Here is a 26624-nt window from a genome sequence, read left to right on the forward strand (position 1 = left end):
TTAAAATATTAAAATTTAAGTCTTAAGCCAATTGTCCATTGTCTACCAGTTCCAGGGTAAACTTCAACTGTTTCAATAGATCCATCAATGGCATCAGTAATGTAGTCAGCATCCAACACGTTGTTTACATTTCCATAAATGATAGTCTCCTGATTTCCTATTTTGAAAGAGTAATTAGCATTAATATCTAGGTTAAAGTAATCAGGAATCTGCCATGGTTGAACTCCTATATTAGCTTCGGTCGTTCTGTCATTAGGATCATAGTCAGCATAGTTATCAGTATAATAGTTTGCTAAAGCGCCAATCTTTAAGTTTTGAAACTGATAGCTAGCACCCAATGAAGCAGTTGTTTGAGCTGAATTACCAACTTTTAGACCGGAGATATAAAGATTAATTGGGTCACCAACAGGCTGTTGAAGCTCATTAAAGATTTGAACATCTGAAATATCATTAGCCCATGTCCAGTCTCCTAATGACACCATACCATTTATTCTCAAACCAGTAATTGGCTTGTAAACCCAGTCGATTTCAACACCTTGGTGAATGGCATTAACACCTGTCAAGTTAGCTATGTAAAGCGTATCTCCAACTTGAAATGATTCAACTAATGTTCTATCATTCCATCTAGTGTGATATAAGTTAACATTTGCATTAAAGTTGGCACTTCTATAACCATAACCTAACTCAACACTTGTAATCTTCTGCATTACAGCATCTTCATTAGTTTCATTAGTAAAGTCTAAGAAAGCTGTTCCAAATTCAGGTGCCTTTGTAAAATTACCTGCATTAACAAATACATTGTGATTATCAGTTAATCTATAATTAGCTCCACCTTTTACTTGGTAACCTAAGAAATGAAGAAATTCTGATTCTTGGTTTTCAGGCTCATATTGAAAATAGTCAACCCTTTTGTATGAAGTATTAGATACAGAAGCAGAAAGAAAAGCGGTCCATTTATCTTGGGTATATTCAGCTTGTCCAAATAACCCCTCCCACAATACAACACCATCATTGTAATATGAAATCTTATCTCCTACTTTGGCTCTTTTATTAGGATTATTTATGTCACTATTGTCTAAAACATAATTAGCTCCTAGTAAGTCTGTAACTTCAGTAAAGTGAATTCCACGATAAGATCTTAAATCTAATCCACCTTGAAATGAAAGAGAACTATTTATATCTGTGTCAATTGTACTAAGCATTCCATACCATCTGTGGTCATTTCTTGAAGCTCTTAAAAAGCCTGTAGCATTTCCATCACCGCCATTAGCGTAATCGTTATTTTCATAATTTGCTTGTCTTGTAGCCTCTAGGTCGTATAAATCATCCTCTAACCCATTACCATTTACATCTGGTTGTAAAAGTGTACCACCTACACCACCACCACCACCAGTACCTGTAGATACGTATAGAGCAGTTGAAATATCTGTAGTTTCATTTAATGACCAGTAATGGTTCAAGGAAATCTGTGGTTTGTGATAGAAGTTATCTTCAACATTTACTAACTGACCATCTAAATAACCATAATCTGTATTAAGTTTAATGCCTCTATCATTCTTTTGATAAGTTTCAATGGTTTTTCTGCTTTGTCTTTGACCATGTCTTTGAGGAGCACCAAAACCAGTTAATGATAGTGAATGCTGATCATTAATTATTTTTGACACATTAAAGAAATAATTATAGCCTTCAAAAGAAGTACCATCTACAAAACCATCACCTGTAATTTTCGCTCCAGAAAGAGATATAGCCCAATCATTATCTGTAAGACCTGTCGAAACATAAAAAGATGACTTTTGGAAATTGTTATTACCTAATCCATAATAGATGTTTCCACCCTTTTCAGCATCAGTATTTTGTGTTAGAATATTAATAGTACCTCCAATTGATGGTACTGCCACCTTAGATGCTCCTAAACCTCTCTGCACCTGCATGCTAGTAGTTACATCAGTTAAACCTGCCCAGTTTGACCAGTAAACTCTACCGTTTTCCATGTCGTTTACAGGCACACCGTTTATTAAAACAGCAACGTTTTCAGAGTTAAAACCTCTTAAGTTAATACGAGAGTCTCCATATCCACCACCTTGTTTAGTTGCATAAACTCCTGGTGTAGATTTTAATAACTCAGGAAATTCCTGGTTACTTGCTCTTTCTAAAATTGTTTTTCTTTCAACAGTTGAAAACGCAACTGGTGTTTTACGATCCATTGCGACAGAAGCGAGCACTTGAATTTCATTTAAACCCACATATGAAGGCTTCATTTTGATTGAACTCAAATCTGATGAAGCAGGGATTTCTATTCTTTCATAACCCACATAGCTTATTTCAAGCATTGCTCCATTATCTACCTTTAATTTGAAGTCTCCTTCAATATCGGTAGTAACACCATTTCTAGTTCCTTTTTCCAGAACGGTTGCTCCAATAAGCGCTTCACCGCTCTCCGCATCCACAACCTTTCCTGATACAGTGTTCTGTGCGTAAGCATAAATGCTGCAAACGCTCAAAACAACCATGAGTAAAAATTTCTTCATTTTGTTGTTTGTTTTAAATTTGGTCGCAAAAATAGAATTCTGCATTTTTTAATGTTTGGTCAAAGCTATTAAGTATTAGTTAAAACTAATGAATATTTTGTTAACAATTTGATAACATTAAACTCAAAAACCCCCTGGCTCTATTTATTAGTTACTTTTCTATCTAAGTGAATCATTAATATGTTAAAAAACCCTGACGAGAGCCGTCAGGGTTTTTGAAAAAAATATGATTTAAAGAATTAGAATCTTATTGTAACTCCTGCATTAAAGTTTCTTGGTAATCCCAAGAATACTTCTGCATCATCTGCATCATGGTCACCATCAAAGGCATTAAATCTTGAGTTATCAGTTGCATCTTGAATGTAAACTTCATCAAACAAGTTGAACACCGATGCAAAAAGTTGTATACTGTAATCACTAGTTTTCATTGGAATAGTGAAGAAAGTTCTGAAATCAACTACGCTGTAACTAGGGACCTGCCATGATTGAGTTCTATCAGTTTCATCCGTTCTTGTCAGAGGATCAAAGTTTGAATAAAATCTATCGTAATATCTATAATCGATTTTGAAAGATAAGTTGGATATTGGATTTATCTCTGTAGTTATGAAAAATTGAGACTGAGGGGCATCACCTACCTTTAAATCTTTTATATAAAGATTAAAATCTTCTTCAACAGGAGAACCATCTTCATATGTTGTGTAAGTTGCACTTACATCATTTGCATAATACCAGTTGGCAAATGATGCTCCGGCATCAAACCTAAGCTGTTTAATAGGCTTGAAGCTCGCTTCCAGCTCTAAACCTGTATGAATTTGCTCAAGACCTCCTATGAATAAGAAATCTTCATCACCATTTTGCTGCCTAACATTTCTGGTGATTGTTCTATCTGCCCAAGAAGTGTTGTAGAAAGCTGCATTAATCACGAATGTATTAGTAAACGCATACTGAGCACCAAATTCGAATGTAGTTATTTTCTCATTTTCTGGGCTATCGTAGGCAACACCATCACCGTCATCAATTGCATAATCAAAAATAGGGTTTCTTGATATATAACCTCCATTCACATAAGCATTAAAATATCTGCTGAAGTTGTATGTGAAACCCGCTTTTACCTGATAACCTGGAAGATTATCTGTTACAATATTAAGCTCATTTCCATTATCATCTTGAGTAAAGAAATCTGTATAATCATATTTAACTCCGGTATAACCTCCCATTAAAAAAATATTTACCCTTTCTGTCTGATATTGTCCTTGAGCGTAAGCACCAAGCCAGTTCACTGTATTAACATTGTGGTAATCAATTTTGTCACCAAGCCTTTTCATATACTGGTTTGGAGAAGTATCGAAGTCATTACCAGTAAAGGTATAATAATCACCTCCTAATAAATCTCTAACCTCTCTCCAATGATAAATACTTGCTGTTCTGGCATCCAACCCAATCTGAACAGAAAGGCTTTCATTTACATCGTAGAATAACTTTGTTATAGCTCCATATGTATCTTGTTGATTAACACTATTTCTCATAATACCAGTAGAAGCGTATTCAGAAGTTGAGTACGTTGAATCTATGTTCCCGGTATTTTGAGCTATTTCATCGTCCCATTGTCTGACTCCCATTCCATTAAAAGAATAATCGGTTGCTACACTACCAAAAGTACCTGAACCACCACCTTTACCTCCAGACCAATAAAGAACTGTATTCCACTGAAGTTTTTCAGAAATATTCATGAAGTAATTTAAGTTCACCTGCGGCTTATGGTAGAAATTCTCTCTTTCCATAATGTAATAAGGGCTCTGCCTTTCAGTTGTTCTCTCTTTATACATCTCATAATATTGACTTCCTGAATATGTTGGATTCACGCCACCATAATTCTGATTGAAATCACGGCCAGCCTCCCTGTATTGATTGAAAGCTGCTGGATCATACGAGTCTAGAGAACGAGCAAAGTCATGACTATACCTAGCAATGTTTTGAGCATATAGATTCTGTCCATGTGTTTGTGGAGCTCCTACTACATAACCTTCAATCTTGTTTTTATCGTTTATCTGGTAGGATAATCCCATATAATAGGCCCATGAATCAGTATAAAGTCCTTGTGCAAAACCATCACCAGTTTTCTTAACCACCGTTGCAGATGCCGCGAATTTATCATTTATCAAACCTGTATTGTGAGAAATTGTAGTTTTACTAAAGTTCCAACTTCCTACTTCCTGCTTAATCATGGTACCTTCACTTCTAGTGGCTGGATCTGTAATTATATTGACAGTACCACCTACTGAAGGAACAGCGAGGTTAACTGGGCTTATACCTTTCTGAACCTGGATAGAAGAAGCCGCATCACCAAGACCGTCCCAATTGGACCAATATACTAGTCCATTCTCCATATCATTTACAGGAACGCCATTAATCATTACACCAACATTCTGATTATTAAAACCACGAACTGTTAGTCTGGCATCACCTGACCCTCCTCCTTGGTTGGTAGAATAAACTGAAGGTGCCGTATTTAAAACCATTGGAAGATCTCTAGAACCCAAATCTTCTTGAATTTTTTTCTTAGCCACCTCTGTGTAAGTAAATGGCTGATCTCTAGTTATTCTAGAAGCCACAACTTCAATAGTAGAAAGCTCTTCTATTCCTGACTCTAAGTTTATCTTTCCTAATTTTTTAGAATCATCAGAGTTCAAGGATATAGAGTAAGGTTTAAAACCTATAAATCTGATTTCTAACGTAATACTTTTTGTAGGTACTGGTAACGAAAAATTACCCTCTATGTCAGTAGTGGTACCAATAGAAGTACCTTGAATCACCACATTCGCACCAGGTAGTGGCTCATTAGTATCGCCATCTACAACTTGTCCTGTTACAACATTTTCGTTTTGAGCAACAGCAATTGATGTTGCCACAGCAAATATTAAGCTGAAACTTAATATATAACTTGAAATTCTTTTCATTTTTTTGCTTGTTTAATTTCATCGTAAAAATAGCCACAAGAACATAAGCACCTGTTCTCTAGATAGTTAATTATTGGTTAAACTGGTTTTATATATCTAACAATTTCTTAACAATTAGATGGGATTATAAACACAACATATTTATTAAAGTCGTGACTTACAGACTGACAACTTGTGTTTTGTATAAAATATTCATCTAGAGGAACCCTGTGTGAATCAATTTTTTATATAACTTAGCAGTCTACAAACTATCACCCTGTGTACCAAACCTATTTCATCGATGCTATAAAGCTATTTTTAATAGCTATTCTTTTTAGTTGTGCTACTTCAAGTAAGAAAAAACAAGGTTCCTCAGAATCAAATAATAATGAGCCAATAAAAGCTGATATACCTTGGGGACCTGATATTCCTCCAGAATATGCCAGATTAGAGGGTAAGCTCATTCATAATGAAGAAGTATTTAATTGTAATGATACAGAATGCACAATTCAATTTATTGTAAAGCAAGTTTTGGGTAGAGGTGCCACTTTCTCTGATAAAATTATGACAGGGGATACACTAAAAGCCAAACTTAAATATGGAGTCTTTTCAATTAAAGATTCCAGTCAACTGAAGGAGTTAAAAAGCCCAACTTCATTTATTGCAGAAATGCAGGGAAACCCATTAATAGAAAAAAAATTCACCATTTATAAATTCCAAAAACTTAATTAACATGAAAAGAATTTTAGCAATTCTATTACTTATTTCAGTGACCGGCTCCATATCTGTTGTAGCACAAACTGAAAAAAGAAATGATGATCAACCCAGAAGGTTCAATTATAAAAGACTCACTTCAGACCCAAACAGTGAATACTATAATTACAATATTAAAAAATCAAAAGACAATGCCTCAGAGAGATATAACTTTGAGTTTAACCGGCTTAAAAATCCAAAAACCGGTAAAATACCAGAAAATATAAAAAAGCTTGAGCTTGAATATGTGCTTTCTGAAAGAAGCAAACTACAGTTAGCAGATGAGGGTGGCTTTTTCAATTTTAGAAATGGCTTAAATTTCAAAACTGCTAATGGAGATCAGTCTAGCCCATGGGTAAATAGAGGCCCCTTTAACGTAGGTGGACGAACCAGAGCCCTCGCTATAGACTTGGATGATGAAAATATCATTCTTGCAGGGGGAGTTTCTGGCGGTATGTGGAGAACTACAAATCAAGGCACTACCTGGACAAGAGTAACATCAGGAAGCGAACATCCTACTGTGACCGATGTGGAGCAAGATCCTAGATCAGCATTTAACGACACATGGTATTATAGCACCGGTGAGCGAATTGGCGCCAGCCAAAGCGGGCGAAACGGATCTGCCTTTTTACAAGGAAATGGAATTTATAAATCCACAGATAATGGAGTAACATGGTCAGTTTTAACTGCTACTCAAAACAATACTCCTCAATCCTTTGATAATGCCTTTGATTTAATATTCAATATAGAAGTTAATCCTGTTAATGGAGATCTATATGTAGCTACTTTTTACGGCATTTTTAGATCAACAGATGGTGGTACATCGTTTACAGAAGTTTTATCTGCTGAATTCGATAACTTCTCGGATATTCACATTACTAGTACAGGTGTTATATACGCTGCCCTAGATAATGATGGAGGCAATGGAGGCATCTATAGAACTACGGATGGTGCAAGTGGTACATGGACTAATATTACAGACGCTAGCTTCCCTTCATCTTATAGTAGAACTGTAATTCATTCTGCTCCTTCAAATGAAAATGTTCTATACATTCTGGCTTCTGGAACACCATCAGCTCCTGTAGGACATGATTTCTGGAAATACACCTATGTATCTGGTGATGGAAGTGGCTCTGGCGGAACTTGGGTGAACAGATCTGCTAACCTTCCTAATATAGGTGGTAGTGTAGGTAGCTTTAATTCTCAAGGAGGCTATGATTTGTACGTTAGAGTACACCCTACAAATGAAGACATAGTTTTTATTGGCGGAACCAATATTTACAGGTCCTCGGATGCATTTGCCACGAGCTCAGGTGTATGGATAGGTGGCTATTCCCCTCTTAACAATGTGAGTCTTTATACAAATCATCACCCCGATCAACATAGCCTGGAGTTTTTTCCATCAGATCCATCAAAAGTTATTACTGGGCATGATGGAGGTATTAGTATAACTGATGATATAATGGCTCCTGTTGTAGGTACTGAACCAGTAACATGGACTTCACTGAACAATGGTTACCTGACCACGCAAGTGTATGCGCTTTCAATTGGCCCTTCCGATCAACTTATGGCTGGCTTTCAAGATAACAGTACTTGGTTTACTAATAATACCAACCCAGCAGACACTTGGGTAGATGTATTCAGTGGTGATGGTTCATATAATGCCTTCAATAGTGATGGTACTGTAAGGTACCTTTCATCACAAAGAGGTAATATATATAAAGTAACTTACTCAGATGCGAATAGTGCCACCCCACAAAGTTTCACCTCCTTATCACCTGCTGAGGGTTTATTTGTAGCTCCATTCGAGCTAGATCCAAACAATGACGAAATCATGTACTACGCAGCAAGCAATACTGTATGGAGAAATGATAACTTATCAAATGCTACTTCATCAACTGGATGGACTCAGCTTACGAATGCAGCATCTTCAAGCAATGTCTCTACTATAGGTGTTTCTACTCAGCCTGCTAATGTTGTTTATTTTGGGACGACTAGTGGTGAAATTTATAGAATAGATGGCGCCAATACCGGGAATCCTTCCGCAACAGATATTTTCACTTCTAAAGGATTACCTTCAGGAAATGTCTCAAGTATTAATGTTAATCCATACAATGCTGATGATGTAATTGTTACATTTTCTAATTACAGCATCAGAAGTATATTTCAAACTTTAAATGGAGGTACTAGCTGGACTAATATCAGTGGTAACTTAGAGGAAAATACAGACGGAACAGGAAATGGACCTTCTGTAAGATGGGCTAGCCGCATTGGTAATAATGACAGATACTTCATCGGTACCTCAACTGGTCTCTATTCCGCCACATCTTTGAATGGCACTTCAACCATTTGGACGCAAGAAAATATGGAAGGTATCAGTAATGCTGTAGTAGAACAAATAAGGGTAAGAAATACTGATGGCTTAGTTGTAGTTGGAACTCACGGAAACGGTTTATTTTCCGCAAATTATGAAGTGAGTCAGCCTGACGTAATTGTTGAGAATCCTTTAAGTGACATCACAACAAGTGCCAACTCTTCCGACATTGTACTTGATGTAAGCAATATATTCAAGTCAAATACGGACCCGATACAAACTATTACTGTAACAGTTGACAATAACTCAAATCCTTCACTTTTAAGTGCTGGTATTTCAGGAAACAATCTAACTATCTCCTTAATAGCTGATCAATATGGTACTGCAGAGATTTCATTAAGAGGAACAGATGGAAGTGGTGAATTTGCTACTTCAGCCTTCAATGTATTTGTAACGCCTCCACCAGTTTCAAGCTTTCCCTATACCGTGGATTTTGAAAGCAATTTACCTGATGGCTGGAACACCTCAGGTGATATGGATTGGATAATTGCTAGCTCAGGTACTCCATCACCTGGAACAGGTCCTCTTGTAGACCATACTTTCGGAAATTCAACAGGGCAATTTATTTTTAGTGAAAGTTCTGATCCTGTAGTCCAAGATGACGAGGCTATACTAACTTCTCGTAAAATTGATTTAAGCACTTTAACTAATCCTAGATTACAGTTTTTCTATCATATGTTTGGTGAAAGTATGGGGAGCTTAAAAGTTATTGTAAATGATATTACTAACTCCTCTACTACTGAAGTATTCTCTGTTACAGGCCAGCAACAGCAAAATCAGGATGATGATTATTTATCACCTGGCCCTACAGGAATAGATTTATCATCCTTTAATAGCTCAGTAGTTACTATTGATTTTATTGCGGTAAAGGGGACTAATTTTACCAGTGATGTTGCAATTGATGATATCGAATTTTTTGAATTGCCAGGTAATGATGTCGGTGTTGTTGATGTAAGTGTTTCAAATCAGCCGTTTTATGGTGCAGACGAAACAGTAACTGCAGCAATTATCAATTATGGAGGAAATTCACAATCATCTTTCGATGTAACATATATATTAGATGGAGGTACTCCTGTAACCGAAACAGTTTCTGCCACTATAGCATCAGGCGATACGCTTTATTATGATTTCAGCACAAAGCTTGATGCCAGTAGTCTTTCAACTTTTAATGTTGAAGCTTACACTTCACTTACAGGTGATGTTGATGCTTCAAATGATGCTACAACCAACTCATTTATTAAGGCTATTTTAATCAATAGTTTTCCATATTACAGCGAAAGCTTTGAATCTGGAACCAATAATTGGTATACCACAGGAGTCAACAATAGCTGGGAACTTGGAGCGCCAAAAGCAACAACTATTAATTCTGCCTCAGATGGAAGCAATGCATGGGTAACAAACCTTACGGGTGCCTATTCTAATTCTACTGACGCTCAAGTTTATTCGCCATATTTTGATTTAAATACATACGAAAAACCAGTGGTGCAACTAGACATATGGGCTCAATCAGAAATTGATTGGGATGGAACTGTTTTAGAAGCAACATATAATAGAGGACAAGACTGGCTTGTGGTTGGTAACTTTGGAGATCCTGATAACTGGTACAATAACGATGAAATAGAATCCTTAGGTGGAGGTCCTGGCTGGGATGATACTGATGGCTCGGGATGGGTAACAGCCACAAAAGCATTACCACTTTTTGCCATTAATCCTGAGGTTGCTTTCAGAGTTAGGTTTGTTTCCGATGGTAGTTTCACTGATGAAGGTTTTGCTTTTGACAATTTTAAAGTTTTCGATCTTTTACTAGGCTTAGACCTATCATCAAGTAGAAATACAACAAACATTCCTCTTGAAATCACACCATTTGAGAACGTCATTTATTACAGAATGGATGTTTCAACTGATAACTTCAGCACCTTTTTACCAGGTTATGAAAACGTTCAGCTTTTCAACCCATCTATTAACATCACAGGCTTACAGCCTGATACAGAATACAATGTGCGCATTAAGTCATATGTGACAGATGCATATTCATCGGATTACTCCGAATTTATAGTAAGAACCATGGCATTACCAGTTGCTACAGCTGCCAGCAATATAACTACCTCTAGCTTTACTGCTAACTGGGAAGTTTATACTGAATATCTTGGTGCTGATTCTTATAAGTTAGAAGTTTCTGATGATAACTTTGTTACAAATCTGGCCGGTTATGATATGGTTGATATTGTACCAAATTCACTTGATGTTACAGGCTTAACTGAAGGAACTGAATATCAATATAGAGTGAGTGCAGTTGTAAACGGAGAGCTTACTGACCCTTCTGAAAGTATTTCAGTAACAACACTAACTAGTCCTCCGAGTGCACCAGACAACTTGCAAATAAGTGTAATCAATAGTAACTCACTATCACTTAGCTGGAATGATAATTCAACCAATGAGGATGGTTTTGTAGTTGAAAGAAAACTAGCTTCAGCAAGCAATTTCGAAGAAGTTACGACCGTACCTACAGATAACACATCTTATACAGATAGTGGCTTAGATGCTAACACTGCCTATATTTATAGAGTCTATTCAACAAATACAGCTGGCAATTCAGCTTACTCTAATGAATCGGAAGCATTAACATTAGCTGATGCACCTACCGCTCTTGCCGCAACTGAAGTTTTAGAAAACTCATTCGTTGCAAACTGGAGCAATACGGGTTCAGGTTTGACCTATCAATTGGATGTATCAACTGATAATTTTGTTACAACCTTAGCCGGTTATAATGCTTTAGAATTGTCTGAAACATCTAAATCAATTGAAGGGCTAGAAGAAAATACTCAATATCAATACAGGGTAAAAACAGTTAACGCCTCAGGTAATTCATTGGCTTCTAATATAATTGAAGTTACCACATTAAAAACATTACCTACCGCGCCAACTCAATTAACTATTTCCGTTGGATATAACTTCACAAACCTTGAATGGACTGATAATGCTGACAATGAGGAGTCCTATACTATTGAAAGAAAACTAAGTTCACAAAGTAACTTTAGTGAAGTAAGTAGTCTAGGTGAAAATATTTCGTCTTATCAGGATACAGATGTTGAATTTAACACAGAGTACATATATAGAGTATATGCCAGCAACTCAAGAGGTGTATCAGACTATTCTAATGAATTTACTGTTCAGACACTTCCCGAAATACCATCGGCACTTAATGCTACTGATATTGCTGAAAACAGCTTTATTGCCAATTGGTCAGATCAAGGAGAAGGTGTTAGTTACGCGATAGATGTTTCTGATGATAACTTTGAAACAACACTTGAAAACTATACCACTAAAACTATTAGTAGTGGGAATTCTACTCTAGTGGAAGGTTTAGATGAGTTTACAGTTTACAAATACAGAGTAAGAAGTGAAAATTCTACAGGCTATACTGATTTCTCAAATATTATTGAGCTTACCACTTTAAAATCATTCCCGTTAGCTCCATCAAACTTATCACTGTCTGAAACAGAAGAAGGGATTGTTTTATCTTGGGATGATGAATCTTTCAACGAATCAAGCTTTGTAATTCAGAAAAAGTTAAGCTCAAATGATGAATTTGTTGATTTAGTGAACTTAAGTGCAAATACAAGCTCTTTTATTGATGATCAAATTAGCTTTAATACCAGTTACACTTATCAAGTTTTTGCGGTAAATAGCCGTGGTAATTCTAATGCTATTGAAGGAACAATATCAACATTACCAAATGCTCCAACTGCAACAGAGGCTACTTCTTTAAGTATTAATAGCTTTACAGCTAACTGGACTGGTGAAGGTGCAGGATTAACCTATTTGGTTGATGTTTCCGAAGATGACTTTGCCAGCACATTAGAAGGGTATAATGCATTGGAAGTGGATGCGTTATCAGTTGATGTAACTGGCCTTGATGATTTAAAGAGTTATGCTTATAGAGTAAGGGCTATGAATGCCTCAGGTTCTTCGAACTACTCTAATACTATAGAAGCTACTACTTTATTAGATGTTCCAGAAGCACCAAGTGATTTGGCTTTTGAATTGGTTGATGCTGAAATACTTCTTTCATGGTCTGATAATTCAACTAGTGAAACAGCCTTTATTATAGAACGGAAAATAGGTGGTTCTGAGTTTGTAGAATTAGCTACAGTAGAAACAGACATAACTACATATCTTGATGAAATTGGCGCTGTACAGGAGAATGTAACCTACCGTGTGTTTTCTGAGAATTCATCCGGTAAATCTGAAGCTTCTAATGAAATCACTGTTGGTGTGGAGGTTACTTCTAACAAAGCCAAGAAAATTGCTTCTCAAATAAGCGTTTTACCAAATCCTTCAACAGGAAGATTTAGCATTCAGTGGCAAAAGAAAATTGAGATAAAAAGTATTAAGATTGTCGATCTATCCGGAAAGGAGATTCTACTAAAACAGCTGAACGCTTTTAATGACAATTTCAATATTGATTTATCTGAATATGAAAGTGCCGTTTATCTACTGGTCATGGAAACACAAGATGGTTTCCAAATAATGAAGAAGCTTATTAAAAAATAGCAAAAAACAATAATCATTAAAGTCCGCATTTAAATGCGGACTTTTTTATTTTGAGATTTTTATAAAAAGTATTCACCTTTTGTAATAAACTCAATCAACCTGATACTAACTGATAAAAACCTATTTAAATGAACTACCTTTTAAAACATCAATGGCTGCAATTCAGGCGTTCTGGCAGCTTTGGAAGAGAGTTAGGGCTATCAATCTTTATAGGGCTGATAGCAGTATTTCTTCTCTTCATGGTATTCTTTCTTTCATTTCAGTTACCTGGAATAATTCCAAAATTGGAGTTTGAAGGAGCTGCTGAAAACCCTATTAAATTCTTTAATGGGCTCCTCATTTATTACTTCTTTATGGAGTTATTTATGAGATATTTTCTTCAGAAAGTACCTATTCTGGATATTCAGCCTTATCTCAACTTACCCATTAAAAGAAGCTTTATTGCGCGTTTCTTATTAGGCAAATCGTTATTGAATCTCATCAATATACTGTCATTAGTATTAGTGATACCTTTTGCACTCAAAACTGTTGCGCCAGCTTCTTCAGGTTTAAATGCATTTCTATGGGTAGCAGGAATATTCCTGATTTCTCTATCACTGCACTTTTTTAACATTCTGTTTAAGAAAAGATTAGATGATAACCTTTGGGTATGGATAGGAATCATCATCGTTTTTACTGCCAACTATTTTCTGGCCACCTATGGCGGTATAAACTTGCTAGGCTATGTTGGCCTCGCATTTGATGCTTTTATCTACCAACCAATAACAGTTGCTATACCTCTGGCATTATTCATCGCAGTAGCTATAAGCAGCTATAAAATGTATGTTTCCAACCTTTATCTGGAAGAATTGTCAGCCAAAGAAACTGGAAATACTGAAACATACTCAGATAAGCTGAGCTTCTTAGGAAATTACGGATTGTCAGGCCAGTTAATTCTGGAAGAGTTTAGAATGATCATCAGGCACAAAAGAACCCGTTCTGTACTAATGCTTTCATTGGTATTTCTGGCTTATGGATTGATCTTTTTACCAAATCCTGACTATGATGACTTGAAGGGTTTTCATGTATTCCTTGGTATTTTCATTAGTGGAATATTCGCAATTAACTATGGACAGTTTCTATGGAGTTGGAATACGAATCAGCTCGACTTCTTTTTCACTAGGCCATTGGCATTAACCACATGGATTAAGTCAAGGTATATGTTGATCTTATTTGCAACGCTGGTAAGCACTATACTTTCAATACCCTATGTATATTTTGGTTGGGAAGTTTTATTGGCATTCTTAACCTGCAGCATTTATAACATAGGTGTAAATATACCAGTAATGATGCGCTTGAGCATGTGGGGACCAAAACCAATCGATTTAAATAAAGGTGCTTTTATGAACTATCAAGGAACTGGTGCTGCACAATGGGTTATGGGAATTCCGGTTCTGCTCGGGCCTTTTATAATCTACACCCCACTTTATTACACTTTAGGTCATATTGCCGGATTAATAGGTATTGGCATTATCGGCTTAATTTCTTTAAGTCTCCGCGATTACTTCATCAAACAGATTGAAAAGAAATTCAGGAAATCTAAATATCAATTAATTCACGAACTAACGGTATAGAACTATGCTAACGATAAGCAACTTAAAAAAACAATATAAAAGTAACGTAGTACTTAACATCAGCTCTCTGGAAGTTCCTCAGGGTCAGTCTTTCGGCCTGGTAGGAAATAACGGAGCAGGAAAAACTACTTTGTTCAGAATCATTCTTGATCTTATAAGAGCAACAGAAGGTTCAGTTGAAATTGAAGGTCATGATGTAAGTAAAACGGAAGACTGGAAAAAATTCACAGGCTCCTTTATTGATGAAAGATTTTTGATAGACTACTTAAAACCAGAAGAGTATTTTGAGTTTCTGGCAAAGATTTACGGTCTCTCAAAAGTTGATCTTCAAAATTTCTTAAAGCAGTTCGAAGAGCTTTTTAATGACGAGATTTTAGGACATAAGAAATACATTAGAGATTTATCTAAAGGAAATAAAAAGAAAGTTGGTGTAGCCGCTGCCCTTATTGGCAACCCATCTGTTGTATTATTAGATGAACCCTTTGAAAATCTAGATCCTACTTCTCAGATAAGACTAAAGAATATATTGAATGATTATAAGAAGGAGCGAAATGTTACCTTCCTAATTTCAAGCCATGATTTAGGACATGTTACTGAGATTTCTGAGAGAATAGTAGCGCTCGATAAAGGTGAAGTAATTAAGGATATAATCGTAAATGAAAAAACCCTCGAAGAGCTAAATGATTATTTCAGAGGTAATGCCGAACGTAAAGAAACTGCTGATGTTGAAGGAAGCAGTATGTAAAGTTGATGATTGAAGATTAAACAACTATCTTAAACAGATAATACAAAGGCTGGTTAGTTTAAACTAATCAGCTTTTTTGTTTTTAAACATCTTTAGAAAATGAAATATTATTTAGCAGTACTACTCTCATTACTTCTATCCATTAATGCCATTCAAGCACAGGTTGACCTTTCTTATTATTTACCGGATACCGTCAAATATGATCCATCTATTCCTACACCTTCCTCCATAATTGGACATGAAGTTGGGGAATGGCATGTAACACATGATAGGCTTGTATATTATATGAGAGCTCTGACGGATGCTTCTGATCGCATTCAGATTCAGCAAACCGGTGTTACCTATGAAGGAAGGCCTCAGCTACTATTAACTATTACGCATCCTGATAACCTTAGCAACATAGATGACATAAGGAATAATCACAAAAATCTTACAAATCCTGAAGTATCAGCCTCCCTGGATACTAAAGAAATGCCAGCAGTAATCTGGATGGGTTACAGTGTACACGGTAACGAACCAAGCGGAAGCAATGCATCAATGCTTATGGCCTATCATTTAGCAGCAGCCCAAGGTGATGACATTGAAGAAAAACTTAAAAATGTTGTTATCCTTATGGATCCTTCATTTAATCCTGATGGCTTAAACAGATTTGCCACCTGGGTAAATATGCATAAAAGTGAGCACTTAGTAATAGATCCGAACGATAGAGAATTTAATGAGGTATGGCCCGGAGGTAGAACAAACCATTATTGGTTCGACTTGAACAGAGACTGGCTACCGGCCCAATTAACAGAGTCCAAAAATAGACTAAAACAATTTCACAACTGGAAACCCAATATTATGACGGACCACCATGAAATGGGCACAAACAGTACTTTCTTTTTTCAACCAGGTATCCCTTCGAGAACTCATCCTATTACACCAGAAAAAAATCAGAATTTAACAGCCGAAATAGGTGAATATCATGCTAAGTTTTTGGATGCTGCAGGTTCTTTGTATTTCACCAAAGAAAGCTACGATGACTTTTATTATGGTAAAGGCTCTACATTTCCTGATGTACAAGGTGCTATTGGCATATTATTCGAACAAGCCAGTTCAAGAGGACATGCGCAAGAAAGTGTAAATGGGGTATTAAAGTTTCCTTTTACTATTAAGAATCAGTTTATCACTTCTTTATCTACTTTGCAGGCGGGTTACGAAATGCGTGAAACGCTCTTAAATTATCAAAGAGACTTTTACATGGAGGCAAAACGCTCAGCACGTGAATCTGAAACGCAGGCTTATGTGGTATCAGATCAGGATGCTTCTAAATTATTTGAATTCTCACAAATCTTAACCAGACATGAAATTGATGTTTACCGATTAAAACAAGACGTGAAAGGTTTTCAGCCAGACAACAGTATAATTGTACCTGTTCAGCAATATCAGAGCAAATTAATACAAGCAATATTTGAGAAAAGAACCAGCTTTACGGATAGTCTTTTCTATGATGTATCAGCCTGGACTTTTCCTCTAGCTTTTAATTTACAGTATGAAAGCCTGAATAGTAAAAATTACACAAACAGCTTATTAGGAGATATGTTAACGGCTGAAAGTGAGCCAAAGGCTCAAATAATAGGTCAAGAAAGCAATTATGCCTACTTATTAGAATGGGAAGATTACTTTGCACCTAAAGCACTTAAAAAGCTACTTAATGCCGGATTGCACATTAAAGTAGCTACCGAAGAATTCACAGGACCTAATAAGCATTTATTTAAAAGGGGTACTATTCTAATCCCTGTGAGGCAGCAAAATAAAGATGCAGAAGAGCTCTACAAACTGGTTAAATCTTCTATTGAAAATACAGGAGTTACCGTTCATAGTTTAAATACTGGCAACACCAAAGGAGTTAATTTAGGTAGTAGAACCTTTGAGCCTATTGAAAAACCAACAGTTGCTATGCTGGTGGGTTCAGGAGTCTCATCTTATGATGCAGGAGAAATTTGGCATCTTATGGATCAGCGTTTCCAAATGGCTGTAACAAAATTGGATATAAACAGCTTAAACAGGGTTGATCTAAATTCATACAATACACTCGTTATCCCAAATGTTTGGAGTCAATCAGCTTTAAAACCATTTAAGAATAAACTGAATGCCTGGGTTAATGAGGGAGGTAATTTAATAACATTCGAAAATGCTTCTAAGTGGTTAGCCGACAGCAAACTAACTGAGGTGCAATTTAAAGTAGATAGCACTAAAAACCCTGGCTTTAAAATGTACAGCGATAACCGTAATGAAAGAGGAGCGCAAGCCATTGGAGGAGCTATTTTTGAGGCTGATCTGGACTTAAGCCATCCTTTAGCATTTGGGTACAGCAGTAATAAAATTCCCATTTTCAAAGGAAATTCTTTGTTTATGAAAACCTCAGATAATGCTTATGCAAACCCTGTAAGATATACCTCCACACCATTAATGAGTGGTTATATCTCTAGCGAGAATTTAGCTGACCTCAAGGAAAGTGCAGTTGTTTCGGTAGATGCCGTTGGCAGGGGAAGAATTATTAGTTTCACTGAAAATACTAATTTTAGAGCCTTCTGGTACGGTACTAACAAACTATTTATGAATGCCATATTCTTTGGCCCTATTATAAGTCGCTCAACCGCCAATTAAACTAATAATAGGATAATAATAGAGTTGGTAATAAAATACAAAAAGCTAATCAATTCAAATTGATTAGCTTTTTTAATGGTGATACCAAATAACTAAGTGGCTTTAATTAATCACCATCATTGTCACTAAAAACAGTTAACAAGCCTAGCTGGCTCATCATATCATTTTTGATGATAATGGTTAAGTTGATCATCTCAAGGTAAAGCTCGTCCAGCTTAGGGTTTTGATTGATTATGGCTGAAGATAAATCCTCCTCTATACTTCTTGCAATATTAATTACCTTATCAAACTGTTGATTAATTTTCTTGGTCAATAGTAAGCCTTCGTCATCTTTCACATCAAGTGCATTGAGGTAATCATCCATGCCTGCACCATTTCCTCCATTAAAAACATCTTTCACTGATTCTACATTTTCTGCCAATAGCTCTAGTGAAACGTTACTGTAAGGAGATTCAACTTTGGCAGGATGTGGTTCACCCAAATCAGCTTTACCCATAGGTTCACCTAGCTTCATATTTTTAACTTTCTCTAATAGGAAAATCATTTCATTAGCTACCAAAGTCATTGAGGAAGAGGCTGAATTTCCCGTTTTATCTATAAACTCTTGATGATAGGCTGTATTCCATTTGTCCAATACCTTGTCCATATTGTTAGACAAATCGGTACTTAATAATTGAATAAATGCCAGCTGCTGACCAGACAACTCGTCATTCGAAAATAAAATAAATTCAATAGCAGCTAGCCCCTTTTTGTTGCTCCCTAAGCTTGCCAGGTAGTTCTCCTGATTACTATAGTTTTCAACTGCCTTGCTTATAGCAGCAGTATCAACAGGGAAATAATGCATGCTATTTTCAAGAAAGAGACTTTCAATAGGCCCAAAATTATAAGCTTCAGCATATTTCCATACCAGTGCCATTTGAACCCACGCCTCCCTCAGTTGCTTCATATTAGCATCAGCAGGCTCATTTTCATATACATTTAAACCTGATTGAAATTCAGAAACCTCTAATTGAAAATTACTGTAAGCCGGAAGGATTAAACTATCACTAATATTAATCAGAATAGGCTTTCTATCATACGAAGAAGCCGTCTCCTCTTTACTATCACAAGATAAAACAGCTATTGAAATGGCAATTAAAAATATTTTGTTGAAATGTTTCATTTATAAAGAGTTTACGAAATCAATCACATTTTTTCTATCTGTTGCAGTCAATTGGCTAAATTGATTTTTGGCTTTTTCAGCTTCTCCACCATGCCACAAAATAGCTTCTTCTACATTTCTGGCTCTACCATCATGCAATAAGAAGGTATGTCCATTTACAGTTTCACTAAGCCCTATTCCCCATAATGGTGCTGTTCTCCATTCTTTACCATTAGCCAACCCATCAGGTCGGTTGTCAGCTAAGCCTTCTCCCATGTCATGAACTAATAAATCTGTATATGGAAAAATCTTTTGATTCTCGAACTCAGGTAAGTTAGGATGAGCCCCTGTTGTAAAAGATGGATTATGACAACTATTACATCCAATCTGGTTAAATAATTGCTTTCCTTCAAGAATAGAGTCTGAGCTGAATGATCTTCGCATAGGAACAGCCAGCGTTTGAGAATAGAGTGTAACTCTATTCAAAATTGATTCTTTTAATTCAGGTTCGTTATCCTTAAATGCATCCTCGCAATCTTTTTGAGGTGCGGTACAAGTCTCACTAGGAAATATGCTCGATGTAATACCAATATCACCTAAAAAAGCCGCAGCTACTTGTTGCCTTACACTTGGCTGATTAGCTTTCCAGCCAAATCTGCCAACAACATTTCGTTTGCTTTCCACATCCCATACGTAATTAATTTTACCAGAAATTCCATCTTGATCTTTATCGTCAATATCTTCTAACTTTTTTAGATCGTCTTCCGGAATGGCTTCAAGCAAACCCAAGCCAATTAAATGACTGGCTAAACGAGGTGATATCATAGTACCTGAAGAAAACTCGCCATAATTGAGATCATAGAATTGATAATTCGGTCTTCTTAAACTAGCCGTCTTCCCATCAGGATAGGTGACTACTTCTTCTGTATAAGTCACTTTTACTTTACCTTCAGAGGGCACATCTACAATTCCCAAATGATTAAACTGACCTCCATAGCTTGGCTCAGGAAGAGTTTCCCAATCAATTTCAGAATTCCCAGGAACACTTAAACGGAATAAAAGATCAACAGGCTCTTCATCAGCTATGGTAGGTGGTGCTCCTTTGCCATCAAATTCATGACAACTAGAGCATGACCGTGCATTAAAAAGCGGGCCCAATCCATCTAAATCTTCTGTTGAAGATGGGGCCGTAACCCAATTACGCTTGAAAAAGGCGTTACCAGTTACAAAATCCATGTCCTTACCTCCAGTAAGATTAGGAGCTGCGTGCCCGAAAGCATTCATTGAAAAATCATCCGTAGAGGCTGCACCTCCCGGATATTGCTCACCTTCTTCTAATAAAGACCTGTATAAGTCCTTTTCATTATTACAGGCAACAAGCAGATGGATTAAGATGGCAAATAGAAGTAAATTTCTCATACTTATAAAAGGCAAAACCAGCACAAAGATAATGGCTGGTTTATGCTTAAAACAAACTAAACAATTTATTTAGATAGCGCTAGGGTCAAATTCGAAACCAAGAACACTAGCAGCCTCGGCTAATTTATCTCCCTGTGCTCGCAATAAGGTTATTGCTGTAACAATTCTTTCTCTTCCTTCAGGATTCAGAATCTCTTGATCGAAAGGAGGTTGAATAGCCTTACATGCTGCCACACTTTCTTCCATATTTGTTTTAATCGCTTCAGCAAGGTCAGCATCTTTATCCTTTAAAAGATCATGAATGCTAACTCCCTTAATAACTGTTCCAGAGTTAGTTTCATACCTACCTAAATATACATTTTGAATACCTAATGCATTGTTTACAATATCTCGATGTGTATTATCGCTAAAGCAAGAGTGTTCATCTTCCTTTGATTGTAAATCATAAGCTACAAACATTCTTTCTCCTGCCAACTCTCCTTTGCTGAGCTTCCCAAGTGCAGATATTATATTTTCTATTGATTTCTGTGGTGTTGCTGTAAAGCTTTCTCTAAAATTGTTTCCTCCGCTATCCCATTCTTGCACTAGTGAAGACAAATCTGCAACTAAAAGTTTAGTCACCTCATTTAAATAGGTTGATCTTCTATCTTGGTTAGAGGCAGTTCCTTCATTAGTTGTAAGGTAATCAGTATAAGGTCTTTCACCTCCTCCAGGGCCTTCACTTAAATCTTGCCCCCAAAGTAAAAATTCAATAGCATGATAGCCTGAACTTACGTTGGTCTCACTTCCCTGCTCATTTAGCTCGGCAATCATATCAGCATTGATATCAGGAAAGACGTCTGGGCTATTGATAATATTCGCGTTACTTTCTGCACCACCTATGACATAATCAATATATGCCTCATCGAGTGGCCAGGCATTTAACTGTCCTTCAGGACCGTCTTCATCATCAATTGGTCCTCCATAAAAACGGAAAGCCTCTGTTTGTCCATAACTTTCTCTGGCATTCAGCCAGGCATCTTTTGCAGCTTCCATTCTAGCTTGAGAAGGTTCCGCTATAAACTCGTTTATTTTACTCTGAAGTTGCATGGCATCTTCATAGGTATCTTTATAATTGGCTAAAACTATCTCGGAATAGTTTTCTACTACATCACTACTTACTGAAGCTTCTTGTTCAGCACTATCACAGGCGCTTAGAATAAAAAAGGATGCTGATAGTATCAGGTAAAAAATATTTCGCATTTATATTTTATTTAGATTGATTAAAAATAATAACGCAAATATAAGAGGCTTTATGAATGGATCAAACAATTGCTTAAAATTATTTAGATTCATTCTTAATAACTAGATTAGCAATTAGATAATATATAAATCACCTCTTAATACATCTGAGCCATTAATTTTGAATAAAATTAGCGGTTACATGAAAATGCGTTTAGTTCTATTCTACTTATGTTTTGCAAGTTTAGGTTTTGCACAAAACAAGCAAAAACCCCAGCAATACGTAGTTTTAGTCTCGTTTGATGGATTCAGACATGATTATGTAAAGTTATATAACACGCCAAATTTTGATAAACTCATTAAAAAAGGGGTGAGTGCAAAATCATTAATTCCCTCCTTCCCCAGTAAGACCTTCCCCAATCATTATACTCTAGTAACAGGTCTTTATCCAGCTCATCATGGTTTGGTAGACAACAACTTTTTGGATAGAGATAGAGCAGAAGTTTATACTATGAGCAAACGTGCATTGGTGCAAGATGATTATTACTATGGAGGCCAGCCTTTATGGCAGTACGTTCATAAATTCGGTTTGAAGTCAGCCTCTTACTTTTGGGTAGGCTCTGAAGCTCCCATCAATGGCAGTTATCCTGATTATTACTATCAATATGATGGCTCAGTAAGTAATGAGCAAAGAATTAAGCAGGTGACTAAATGGTTGAAGCTTCCGGCCGATAAAAGACCTCAATTTATTAGCCTCTATTTTTCATTGGTCGACTCACAAGGACATAGAAATGGACCTGTATCAGCGGGCGCAGCTCAAGCTGTTGAAGAAGCTGATAGGCTATTAGGTAAACTGATGAAACAAATCTCTAAAAATGATTTAGCAATTAATCTGATCGTAGTTTCCGATCATGGCATGAGACAGTTAGCAAATAAACAAGAAACGTTCTTACAACTAGATGATTTTGTAGACTTAAACTCCCCGGATTATAAAGTAGTCAATAGCGGAACTCACGCCCAGGTTTATTTTTCAGATAGCAGTAAAATTGATGAGTTGTTTAATGGGCTTTCCAATCAGCAGTTTATTAAAGTTTATAAAAAAGGTAAATTTCCTGAACACTGCAATTATAATGTTAAGAGTAATAGAATTGGTGATTTAATTATTACTACCGCAGAGAATAATAAAGTATTAAGCACAAGAAATTGGTCTCCTGGTGACTCAGACTATATTGGCGTACACGGATATGATCCTATTATAGAAGACATGCACGGGATTTTCTATGCCAAAGGCCCCGCTTTCAAGAATGGAATTAGAACAGCTTCTTTCGAGAATATACATGTATATCCTCTCATTTGTCAAATTCTGGGTATTCCTATCCCTGATGATATTGATGGTACTATTGAAAAGCTCTCATCGATATTAAAATAAAAAATCCTGATAGTTTTTGCTATCAGGATTTAAAGAAGGGTGAAAGATGGGATGGTGACGAAGCAGGGCTTGTCACCATGATGACCGAAGCGTCATCACTCAATCTTATCTACCAATTCTCTTCCTTGAAAAGTCAATTCGTTTGAATATTTGTTTATGAACAAGAGAAGTTTCGTTCTATTTAGATTTTTCAGTTTTCGTTCTAGTGCTAAAGCTTCCTTCCTATTCTCTTTTGTTGTTACCCAAACCAAAAACCAATCATTAGCTCTGGATGTATAATACTCATTACCACCTAGATGATATGATAGTCTCTCATCAAAATTTGAGGTCTGACCTTTATAAAATCTATCTAAAACACTTGAATAAAGAACATACACTTTAAAAGTTGGCATGCCTTAAAAATAAAAAATCCTGATAGCAAAAACTATCAGGATTAAAAGAAGGGTGAAAGATGGGACTCGAACCCACGACCTCCTGAACCACAATCAGGCGTTCTAACCAACTGAACTACGATCACCATTTTTGGGATCACAAAGGTATGTCTAATTTATGAAATCAAAAATATGTTTATTGATTTTTTTCTTAAACTTTAAAACTCAATCGTTCTCCTAAGGTTCCCTCAATTATTTTACCATTATCATATACCTTATTACCGTTTACAAAGGTGCTATCAACCCTTGATTTAAAAGTATGACCTTCAAAAGGTGACCAGCCGCATTTAGAAAGAATATTACTTTCTGTCACCTCAAAACCACCATTAAGATCAACCAAAGTAAAATCGGCATAGTAACCTTCTCTTATGTATCCTCTATCTTTCACACTAAAAAGTATAGCAGGATTGTGTGCTGCTTTTTGGGCGATAAAAGGCAGCGTCATTTTGCCCTGATGATAAAAATCTAATAGAGCCAATAAACTATGCTGCACTAAAGGCCCACCGGAAGGTGCCTGAAAGTATTTATTGTTCTTTTCCTCTTTGGTATGCGGTGCATGATCAGTGGCAATAACATCAATCCTACCATCAAGCACGGCACGCATAATTTCGTCTCTGTCCTGAGCTGTTTTTACTGCCGGATTCCATTTAATAAACGCACCCTTGTCTTCATAGTCCTTATCAGAAAACCACAAATGATGAATACAGGCTTCTGAGGTAATCTTTTTCTGTTCAAGCGGCAAGGTATTACCAAATAAATTAGTTTCCTTTCCTGTAGAAATGTGCAAGACATGCAACCTGGAACCATGCTTCTTTGCCAGCTCAACCGCCAATGACGAAGACAGATAACAAGCCTCTTCACTTCTTATAACAGGGTGCATACTAATAGGTACATCCTCACCAAACTGTTCTTTGGCCTTTGCTGTATTAGCCCTAATGGTTGTTTCATCTTCACAATGCGTGGCAATAAGCATAGGTACTTTAGAGAAAATATTATTTAATGTATCTTCATTATCTACCAACATATTGCCTGTAGAACTTCCCATAAAAACCTTTACCCCGCAAACGGACTTCGGATCAGTTTTTAACACCTCTTCTACATTATCATTACTGGCACCCATGAAGAAGGAATAATTCGCTATAGACTTTTTAGCCGCTAATTGATATTTATCTTCAAGTAATTCTTGCGTTAAGGCATTTGGTACCGTATTAGGCATTTCCATAAAAGAAGTAACACCTCCGGCAACTGCAGCACGAGACTCAGTAAAAAGCTCTGCCTTATGAGTTAGACCAGGTTCACGAAAATGTACCTGGTCATCAATTAAACCTGGAAAGAGGTGTTTTCCTGCAGCATCGATTACTTCGTTGGCTTCACTTGCGCTAATTTGGTTGGCAATTTTCTCAAACCTTCCGTTGCTTATTAATACATCCTTAGGTTCAATCTTACCTTCATTTACTATATTTGCATTTGTAATCAGTAGCTTTCCCATTCGAATTCAAATTAAAGGTTCATGTCGCAAGATATCTCATCATTTCAGGATTTTAAACTAAATAAACAACTATTCAATGCTATTGATGATTTAGGCTATCAACAGCCAAGTGAAATTCAGCAGAAAGCCATACCCTTAGTACTAAATGGTCATGACGTAATCGGCATTGCACAAACTGGAACCGGTAAAACTGCCGCCTTTGTGCTACCTCTATTAATGAAAATTAAATTTGCTCAAGGTAATGATCCGCGAGCGCTGATTTTAGCACCCACCAGAGAGCTTGTAATGCAGGTATATGAAAACATATTAGCACTTGGGAAATATACTGATGTAAGAACAGTTTGCCTTTACGGAGGAATAGGGCCCAAAAAGCAGGCAGCTGAAGTAGCGGAGGGTTGTGATATTATTGTTTCTACACCTGGCCGATTACTTGATATTTATAAGGAAGGTGTGCTGAACGCCAAACTTATTAAAACCTTTATTTTAGATGAGGCTGATAAGATGATGGACATGGGTTTTATGCCACAGATCAGGAATATCCTTGAACTGCTTCCTATGAAAAAACAAAACCTGTTTTTTTCAGCTACATTTCCTGATAAGGTTGAGAAATATGCTCATGAGTTTACTGATTTTCCTGAAAAAGTAGAGGTAACGCCTCAAGCCACTACAGCAGAATTAATCGATCAGTACTTGTATCACGTTCCTAATTTCCTGACAAAAATTAACCTACTGGAGTACCTATTGAAGGATGAGATATTTGAAAGGGTAATCATATTTACTAAAACTAAGAAGTATGCCGACAATGTATTCCATTTTATTGAAAGGAAAGTAACTGAAAGCGTAAAGGTAATTCATGCGAATAAAGCTCAATCAACACGGATCAATTCCGTTCAGGCTTTTAGAGATGGTGGCATCAAAATTCTTGTGAGTACAGATGTAACGGCTCGTGGCATTGATATACCAGAAGTGAGCCACGTAATTAATTTTGATACTCCTGATAAGCCAACAGAATACGTGCACAGAGTAGGCCGAACCGGAAGAATTAAACATGAAGGTATTGCTATTAGCTTCGTAAATGAGGCTGAGAAATATAGCATTGAGGATATTGAAGCTCTTACCAACAAGAAAATTAAAGTACTAGCATTACCTGAAAATATAGAGATAGCCGAAACGCTTCCTCAAGAGCGAAAGGAAATTGAACAGGCCATTGACAGGTATAAGCACTTGAGAGATCCTGATTATAAAGGAGCTTTTCATGAGAAAAAACATAATTACACAGCCTCAGGAAAAAGAAGAGCTATCAAGAAATCTAAAACAAAAGGTAAGAAAAGGAGAAAGTAAT

At 36.5% G+C, this 26624-nt stretch carries 14 protein-coding genes and 1 tRNA gene; 7 read left to right on the forward strand and 8 right to left on the reverse strand.

The window, feature by feature from the left end; all coding sequences use genetic code 11:
- Nucleotides 1–8: 8 nt before the first annotated feature.
- Nucleotides 9–2528, reverse strand: a complete 2520-nt coding sequence (locus JKP34_RS16540; RefSeq protein WP_201923893.1) for a TonB-dependent receptor — start codon at nt 2526–2528, stop codon at nt 9–11.
- A 239-nt stretch (nt 2529–2767) separates the two neighbouring features.
- The gene (locus tag JKP34_RS16545) at nt 2768–5485 is read right to left on the reverse strand and encodes a TonB-dependent receptor (RefSeq protein WP_201923895.1); all 2718 of its coding nucleotides are present in this window, start codon (nt 5483–5485) and stop codon (nt 2768–2770) included.
- 258 nt (nt 5486–5743) lie between these two features.
- Between JKP34_RS16545 and JKP34_RS16550 the strand changes: the two genes are divergently transcribed.
- From JKP34_RS16550 to JKP34_RS16570, 5 genes are all read left to right on the forward strand, one after another.
- Nucleotides 5744–6196: a hypothetical protein gene (locus JKP34_RS16550; protein ID WP_201923897.1), complete on the forward strand. Its 453-nt coding sequence runs from the start codon at nt 5744–5746 to the stop codon at nt 6194–6196.
- A 1-nt stretch (nt 6197) separates the two neighbouring features.
- A complete protein-coding gene (locus tag JKP34_RS16555) occupies nt 6198–13145 on the forward strand; it encodes a fibronectin type III domain-containing protein (RefSeq protein ID WP_201923898.1) in 6948 nt (2315 codons plus the stop codon).
- Nucleotides 13146–13273: 128 nt separating this feature from the next.
- A complete protein-coding gene (locus tag JKP34_RS16560) occupies nt 13274–14758 on the forward strand; it encodes a DUF5687 family protein (protein WP_201923900.1) in 1485 nt (494 codons plus the stop codon).
- Nucleotides 14759–14762: 4 nt separating this feature from the next.
- On the forward strand, nt 14763–15503 hold the full coding sequence (locus tag JKP34_RS16565) for an ABC transporter ATP-binding protein (RefSeq protein WP_201923902.1): 741 nt from the start codon (nt 14763–14765) through the stop codon (nt 15501–15503).
- A gap of 99 nt (nt 15504–15602) precedes the next feature.
- On the forward strand, nt 15603–18152 hold the full coding sequence (locus tag JKP34_RS16570; protein WP_201923904.1) for a M14 metallopeptidase family protein: 2550 nt from the start codon (nt 15603–15605) through the stop codon (nt 18150–18152).
- A 106-nt stretch (nt 18153–18258) separates the two neighbouring features.
- Here the strand turns inward: JKP34_RS16570 and JKP34_RS16575 are convergent, their stop codons facing one another.
- The 3 genes from JKP34_RS16575 to JKP34_RS16585 all read right to left on the reverse strand — a co-directional run bounded on the left by JKP34_RS16575 (nt 18259) and on the right by JKP34_RS16585 (nt 21954).
- On the reverse strand, nt 18259–19314 hold the full coding sequence (locus JKP34_RS16575) for an imelysin family protein (RefSeq protein WP_201923906.1): 1056 nt from the start codon (nt 19312–19314) through the stop codon (nt 18259–18261).
- Nucleotides 19315–20712 (reverse strand): di-heme oxidoreductase family protein, encoded by a 1398-nt coding sequence (locus tag JKP34_RS16580; RefSeq protein WP_201923908.1) that lies wholly within the window; start codon nt 20710–20712, stop codon nt 19315–19317.
- A gap of 69 nt (nt 20713–20781) precedes the next feature.
- Nucleotides 20782–21954: an imelysin family protein gene (locus tag JKP34_RS16585; protein ID WP_201923910.1), complete on the reverse strand. Its 1173-nt coding sequence runs from the start codon at nt 21952–21954 to the stop codon at nt 20782–20784.
- Nucleotides 21955–22114: 160 nt separating this feature from the next.
- Here JKP34_RS16585 and JKP34_RS16590 point away from each other — a divergent pair, with 160 nt between their 5' ends.
- Entirely contained in the window at nt 22115–23362 is a 1248-nt protein-coding gene (locus JKP34_RS16590) for an alkaline phosphatase family protein (protein ID WP_201923912.1), read from the forward strand.
- Nucleotides 23363–23457: 95 nt separating this feature from the next.
- Here JKP34_RS16590 and JKP34_RS18445 read toward each other — a convergent pair whose 3' ends face one another.
- The 3 genes from JKP34_RS18445 to JKP34_RS16605 form a co-directional block, all read right to left on the reverse strand.
- Nucleotides 23458–23754, reverse strand: coding sequence for a GIY-YIG nuclease family protein (locus JKP34_RS18445; RefSeq protein WP_394368681.1), 297 nt, complete (start codon nt 23752–23754; stop codon nt 23458–23460).
- Between the two features lie 50 nt (nt 23755–23804).
- Nucleotides 23805–23880 (reverse strand) — tRNA-His (locus JKP34_RS16600).
- A 64-nt stretch (nt 23881–23944) separates the two neighbouring features.
- Complete coding sequence (locus JKP34_RS16605; RefSeq protein WP_201923916.1) at nt 23945–25282, reverse strand: dihydroorotase; 1338 nt, start codon at nt 25280–25282, stop codon at nt 23945–23947.
- A gap of 21 nt (nt 25283–25303) precedes the next feature.
- On the opposite strand from JKP34_RS16605, the gene JKP34_RS16610 reads away from it, so the two are divergent.
- On the forward strand, nt 25304–26623 hold the full coding sequence (locus JKP34_RS16610; RefSeq protein ID WP_201923918.1) for a DEAD/DEAH box helicase: 1320 nt from the start codon (nt 25304–25306) through the stop codon (nt 26621–26623).
- Nucleotide 26624 lies beyond the last annotated feature (1 nt).

This window comes from Marivirga atlantica, from assembly GCF_016734805.1.
GTDB classification, from domain to species: domain Bacteria; phylum Bacteroidota; class Bacteroidia; order Cytophagales; family Cyclobacteriaceae; genus Marivirga; species Marivirga atlantica.

Excerpts from the sequence above, each read along its gene's own strand:
- JKP34_RS16540 (WP_201923893.1), bottom strand. The coding sequence starts at position 2,528 with ATGAAGAAATTTTTACTCATGGTTGTTTTGAGCGTTTGCAGCATTTAT.
- JKP34_RS16545 (WP_201923895.1), bottom strand. The coding sequence starts at position 5,485 with ATGAAAAGAATTTCAAGTTATATATTAAGTTTCAGCTTAATATTTGCT.
- JKP34_RS16555 (WP_201923898.1), top strand. The coding sequence starts at position 6,198 with ATGAAAAGAATTTTAGCAATTCTATTACTTATTTCAGTGACCGGCTCC.
- JKP34_RS16560 (WP_201923900.1), top strand. The coding sequence starts at position 13,274 with ATGAACTACCTTTTAAAACATCAATGGCTGCAATTCAGGCGTTCTGGC.
- JKP34_RS16565 (WP_201923902.1), top strand. The coding sequence starts at position 14,763 with ATGCTAACGATAAGCAACTTAAAAAAACAATATAAAAGTAACGTAGTA.
- JKP34_RS16570 (WP_201923904.1), top strand. The coding sequence starts at position 15,603 with ATGAAATATTATTTAGCAGTACTACTCTCATTACTTCTATCCATTAAT.
- JKP34_RS16575 (WP_201923906.1), bottom strand. The coding sequence starts at position 19,314 with ATGAAACATTTCAACAAAATATTTTTAATTGCCATTTCAATAGCTGTT.
- JKP34_RS16580 (WP_201923908.1), bottom strand. The coding sequence starts at position 20,712 with ATGAGAAATTTACTTCTATTTGCCATCTTAATCCATCTGCTTGTTGCC.
- JKP34_RS16585 (WP_201923910.1), bottom strand. The coding sequence starts at position 21,954 with ATGCGAAATATTTTTTACCTGATACTATCAGCATCCTTTTTTATTCTA.
- JKP34_RS18445 (WP_394368681.1), bottom strand. The coding sequence starts at position 23,754 with ATGCCAACTTTTAAAGTGTATGTTCTTTATTCAAGTGTTTTAGATAGA.
- JKP34_RS16605 (WP_201923916.1), bottom strand. The coding sequence starts at position 25,282 with ATGGGAAAGCTACTGATTACAAATGCAAATATAGTAAATGAAGGTAAG.
- JKP34_RS16610 (WP_201923918.1), top strand. The coding sequence starts at position 25,304 with ATGTCGCAAGATATCTCATCATTTCAGGATTTTAAACTAAATAAACAA.